The organism is Leptospira adleri (genome assembly GCF_002811985.1).
Classification (GTDB): domain Bacteria; phylum Spirochaetota; class Leptospiria; order Leptospirales; family Leptospiraceae; genus Leptospira; species Leptospira adleri.
In genome coordinates this window covers 1-4839 of record NZ_NPDU01000130.1, presented here as the reverse complement: position 1 = coordinate 4839, position 4839 = coordinate 1, and the positions used below count along the sequence as shown (strand labels likewise).

The window sequence follows — 4839 nt, the reverse complement described above, 5'->3', positions numbered from 1 at the left end:
CTAAACAAATCAAAGTTAAAAGAAACGCAGACTGATTCGAATAACGTCTGATAGAGCGGATAACTTCTTCGATGATAAACATTTTAGATGAGCGATTGCCTTTCAGCGTCGTGAAACCAGGGAAATTTCTTTTCATCCCAGATTTGATTGAAGGATTGAATTCCGTCTTTCTGCGCGTATTCTTTTTCTTCTTCCGCGACCGGCAATAAAGATAAGAATCGAACTTGTCTTCCGTTTTCAGAAATCAATCCCGTTAAGTCCGGAGCTTTTGCATCGGAAGAGAACGTTTCCAAATCGCGAAATAAAATCGAAGTGAAATTGAGGTACAAAGCCTCGGGATCTTTACGGGACATCGAGATCGTATGACCGTTCCCAAACCATTTCGCCATATTCCATGGAAAACGAATGAGTTCGCCGATCAGATGCGGAACCCATGACTCCGATCTTTCCGGACCTTCAGAACCGATCTTAACGGCCAATAATAGCTCAATACGCGCGTAATCCTCGTAATCCTTGTGAAAAAGCTCCACAGAAGGCATATTTTGAGCGCTCATGCCGATCGTAGAATAAATCCATACATCGGAATCGTTCGGCGAACGGAAACGAACGATACCGAGTTGAGGATACTTTCCACCGTCTGCTGACCAGTATTTATCGTGCTTACCGAGTTTTGATTCTAAAAAATGAAGACGTTTCTCTTGGATATCTTTCCAAGCTCCCTTTTGCGAACGGGCTTCCCAAAAATCACGAGAGGCTTGAACCCGATCTGGGATCACTCCGAATTCTGAATTTCCAAGGGGATAAGCGGTTAAAGAATCCACTTTTGCATGAATCGAATACCCGTGAAAACCTTTGATTCCCGACCAAGGAGGAAGAAACGCATACAACGTTTCCTTGTAAAAAAGGGCAACTCCGTCTCCTTCTTCCGTCCAAATAAAATAAAGATCCTTTTCCTCCAATGCGGCGTGCGGTTTAGAATCCAATACTTCCGAACGAAGGAGAATCGGCGCTAAACCGTCGGAAAGATCTTCCCTATTTCTTTGTTCCGGCGCCTCAACTCGATTACAAACCCAGACGGACTTAATTCCGAACTCGGGATTTTGTTCTCCTTGAAGATAAAGATAAACCGTTCTTCCATCGTCTTCTAAAAACGCTGTAAAGGTTCCGTAAGGATTGGCCTCTTGATAAATAACTTTTGGTTCCATCGTCTGATTCATTGAATAGGAATATCCACGATTCTTTTTTTTAATTTTTCGAGAAGAAGTTGGATCGCGGCTTCGGATCTGTATTCATTTAGAACTTCCGGCTGGTAAAAGGAAGCGTTGAGAAGTCCGGTAAGTTCGATTTCATTCCAAGTTTGAAAAGAATCCAATACCATCGCGACTTCTTCGGAGATCGGTTCCTGATTTTTCTTGGAGCGGATAAAAGTTTCGACGGCTCGGGTCGGAGTCATTGGTTTCTTATACATGCTTTCCTCGGTCTTTAGACAAGGTTCCAGCCGAATAAGAATGTTTCAACTCTCTAAAGAAGTGATTCTCTCAGTAGAATCGGAAAAAGGCGGGCTTAAAAAACGAAAAACCGGGTGTGCAATCACGATCCCGGTTCAAAATCACTCAAAAACTAACGGTGGACGTATTGTTTGAGAGCGCGAATCGGAATTCGTTCCCGGGAAACCCTGGTTTTATACTGCTCAAATAGAATTAAGAAGAGTAAGGTGATCAGAAATAAGTTTTCCATACTTACAGTGGACTACAATTCCTAAAAAAAATCGAACCTTTTTGGAAATTTTTTTCCAAAAGTTTTTTACGAGCCCTTTATTTTTCTGAAATAAATTGACTGTTTTTAAAAAAAAGGAAATATATTTTGGCACACTTTTTTGTTACACATCGTGCAAAGAGACGACGATGAAAATAAATTTCTATATTTAGATTTACGATCCGATTCAAAAAAACTCATCGACATCGGATGTAGGATTCTCCGGGAAAAATCGAAACGAAAAATCGTATCTATTTCCCCTGAAGAATTTGTTTCGCAGCCGACTTAATCGAGTTTTTCAACTTTGTTCGACTACCTGAGGTTAGCTTCGCCATAATTTCGATCGTCTTAACGAATTCCTCAGCTGCGAGATCTACCATATCCGAAAGACGAATATCGTTTTTTTTTACGGAGGAAGATACGGGAGCTCGTTTTTTTTTCGGAGCCGCTTTTTGGATTTTGGTCTTTTTCTTTTGGACCATGATGAATTCCCCTCGGAAAAGAATGGTGGAGACGGATTCTACGAATGCGACGGATCGTATCCAGCAGAAAGTGAATCTTATTCCAAAAATATTCCCATTACGCGATAACAGTCCATTTTGCTTTCTGAAATTTCAATCACGGAACCGTCCGGACCGAATTCTTGCAGTTTGATCTTATCCGGAAATCCGGTTTTAGAGACAGAATCGGAAACAACGAAGAATGTGGAGTATTTTCGGAGATTCAGACAGTTCTCAACCTTCCTTCCATGAAGAAACATCGTTCCTTCTTGTTCGTTGGAAGAATCCGGGATTAAGATCAAATCCGATCCGTTAAAGATGCGAATCTGGCCTGTCTGTATATTCTCAGCCTTAATATGCATAATTCGAACCAATCCTGAGAGAAACACCCTCGCCCGTTCGGTCCATATTAGCTTATTTGTATCTGAAGAATGCTAAAAGTAACCGAGCCGGAAATCTACTACTATCGTTCCATAACTGAATCTGAATTTAAAATCAGCTTTTCAATTTTGTTATCCGCAAAGATCAACTCTTCTTTCGACTATTTTTCTTAGAAGATTCTCGGAAAATGTACTGACTTATCTTCTTGAAAATTTCTTTCAATTCAAGATAAAATTCCTTTTAAAAAACCGTTTTCATTTACAATTTTTAATTTCGAACGATCGATTTCCAGCGTTTGGTCCGTTTTTAAGAGTTCTCCATTCTTATTATATGCGTTTACCATAACATATCTGCCGGATTTCATTTTAACGAGCACCAATGAATAAGGCGCTTTCGTAAAAGAACCGGGATTCATGTTCACGGTTGTGGAAGAATAAAGAGTACCAATCTCGTTTTGTTTCGCGCCGTTCTGGTTTAGAAAAAGTTTGGGACGTTTTACCGATTTCGATTTAAGTTTGGAAGGTTTGGATGAAAAAATCGCAACCGAGTTGATGCTATCGACTCCTCCGTTTCCGCCTAAGAGAGACTTTTCAGGTCTTGTAACTTTGATATTAGGAACTTCACGAGAATACAAACCATAGTGAGCGGCCAGATCAACGAGCCCCGTAGCTGCCGACATGGACATGGCCGCCTGATAATTTAAGATTCCTCCCATTTCATTGATCTTAATTTTTTTTCCATTCTTAAATTGCAGCTCTCCGTTCTTGAGAGTTTCCGCGATTTCTTTCTTCGATAATCCGAAATATTCGGAAGATTGAAGAATCACCATTCCTGTAAAACAATCGTAGATCCAGGCATAATCGATGTCCTCTCTTTGAATCCCCGCGGATGCAAACGCAATCTCGCCCGCGAGACCGGCCGGCGTTGCAAAGTCCCCTTTGAGCATAAAGTATTCGGAATGAGCTGCGTGGCCCGCTCCGATCAAATACATCGGATCCAATTCTTTTTTAAGTTTTCCTTGCGCCTGAAGTTTTTTCGCTTTTTTCTCGGACATAAGCAAGGTCGCAAATCCGTGATCGGTTACGATTGCGATCATTGGAGCCGAATAAGGATCCGCGATCGTCCGAGTGATTTGCTTTTCGGTGATCTCTTGTTGATAAACGCTCGCTCTCGGATTGGAAATCGCGTTCGATCTAAACTTCTTTGTGATTTCTTCCAGATCCTTTTGAGTGATGTTATGTTCGAACATCATTCTTTTCATAAGAAGACCGTACATCGCGATCAACGTTGCGCCGTAGTTGAGTTCGAACACCGGATGACAAACGGTTTCGTTCAATCGTTTCAGATCGGAAACCTGCTTAAACGAAGACTTGGGAATATCCGCCGCGGCGACCAAAACAACGGCTTCCGGATCGGATTGGAGGATCGTCCTTGCTTGTCCGATGGCGCCGGTTACGCTTGCTCCACCCAAATCGATCAAATGAGAACGAAAACCGGTATAACCGAGTTCATTGGCGATTCTGACGCTGTGTCCGTAACCGGACTTGCCCAAGGACGCCGGTTCGATGCTAACAAAATCCGTAAGTAGATTCTGAAGAACCTCAGGTTTCATTTCCAAAAATTGAAGAAGATCGGATATTGATTTTTTATAATGTTCTAATACTTTTCTTTCCCCGGACCATTCTTTATATTCTTCCGGAAAATCGTTTGCGACGGAGTCGCTAATGCCTAATAATACAGGATTCATGAACTTGCCTTTTGAGATTTTTTTTAAACGGACAGAATTAAGAATTCGATTCGGGAGGAAGAACCTTACATTCCCCTTTTCCGATCGTATCCCCTTTTTGATTGGTCCAGAGAATTTTCATCTCCACCATTTTTAGTCGTTCGATTTTGGATTTCACTTCGACGGTGCACGTAATCGTGTCGCCCGGATAAACCGGCTTTCGAAACTTTGTCACCGTTTCCAGAGCGACGGTCCCGAGTCCTGGAAGTTTCATTCCTAAAACCGGAGCGAGTAACGAAGCGGCGAGGCCTCCGTGTGCAATCCTTGTTCCGAACATCGTGGTTTTTGCATATTCTTCGTCTACGTGAAGCGGGTTAAAATCGCCGCTGATCCCCGCAAAAAGATAAATGTCGGTTTCCGTAATCGTTTTCGAAAAACTCGCCTTATCGCCGATTCGTATTTCTTCGTAAGATTTCC

General features: G+C 42.0%; 6 protein-coding genes. All 6 read right to left on the bottom strand.

From position 1 onward, the window contains the following. Positions 1 to 83: 83 nt before the first annotated feature. Positions 84 to 1217: a suppressor of fused domain protein gene (locus CH376_RS23480; protein WP_100788565.1), complete on the bottom strand. Its 1134-nt coding sequence runs from the start codon at positions 1215 to 1217 to the stop codon at positions 84 to 86. Next, positions 1214 to 1468, bottom strand: a complete 255-nt coding sequence (locus tag CH376_RS23475; RefSeq protein WP_100788563.1) for a hypothetical protein — start codon at positions 1466 to 1468, stop codon at positions 1214 to 1216. Before CH376_RS23475 ends, CH376_RS23480 begins: the two co-directional genes overlap by 4 nt. Positions 1469 to 2006: 538 nt before the next feature. Continuing rightward, entirely contained in the window at positions 2007 to 2237 is a 231-nt protein-coding gene (locus CH376_RS23470; protein ID WP_100788562.1) for a hypothetical protein, read from the bottom strand. Positions 2238 to 2314: 77 nt separating this feature from the next. Beyond that, positions 2315 to 2617 (bottom strand): hypothetical protein, encoded by a 303-nt coding sequence (locus CH376_RS23465; RefSeq protein ID WP_069605848.1) that lies wholly within the window; start codon positions 2615 to 2617, stop codon positions 2315 to 2317. Positions 2618 to 2859: 242 nt separating this feature from the next. Then, positions 2860 to 4383 (bottom strand): thiolase C-terminal domain-containing protein, encoded by a 1524-nt coding sequence (locus CH376_RS23460; RefSeq protein ID WP_100788561.1) that lies wholly within the window; start codon positions 4381 to 4383, stop codon positions 2860 to 2862. 37 nt (positions 4384 to 4420) lie between these two features. Next, on the bottom strand, positions 4421 to 4839 hold a 419-nt coding region (locus tag CH376_RS23455; RefSeq protein WP_100788560.1), incomplete at its 5' end, for a MaoC family dehydratase.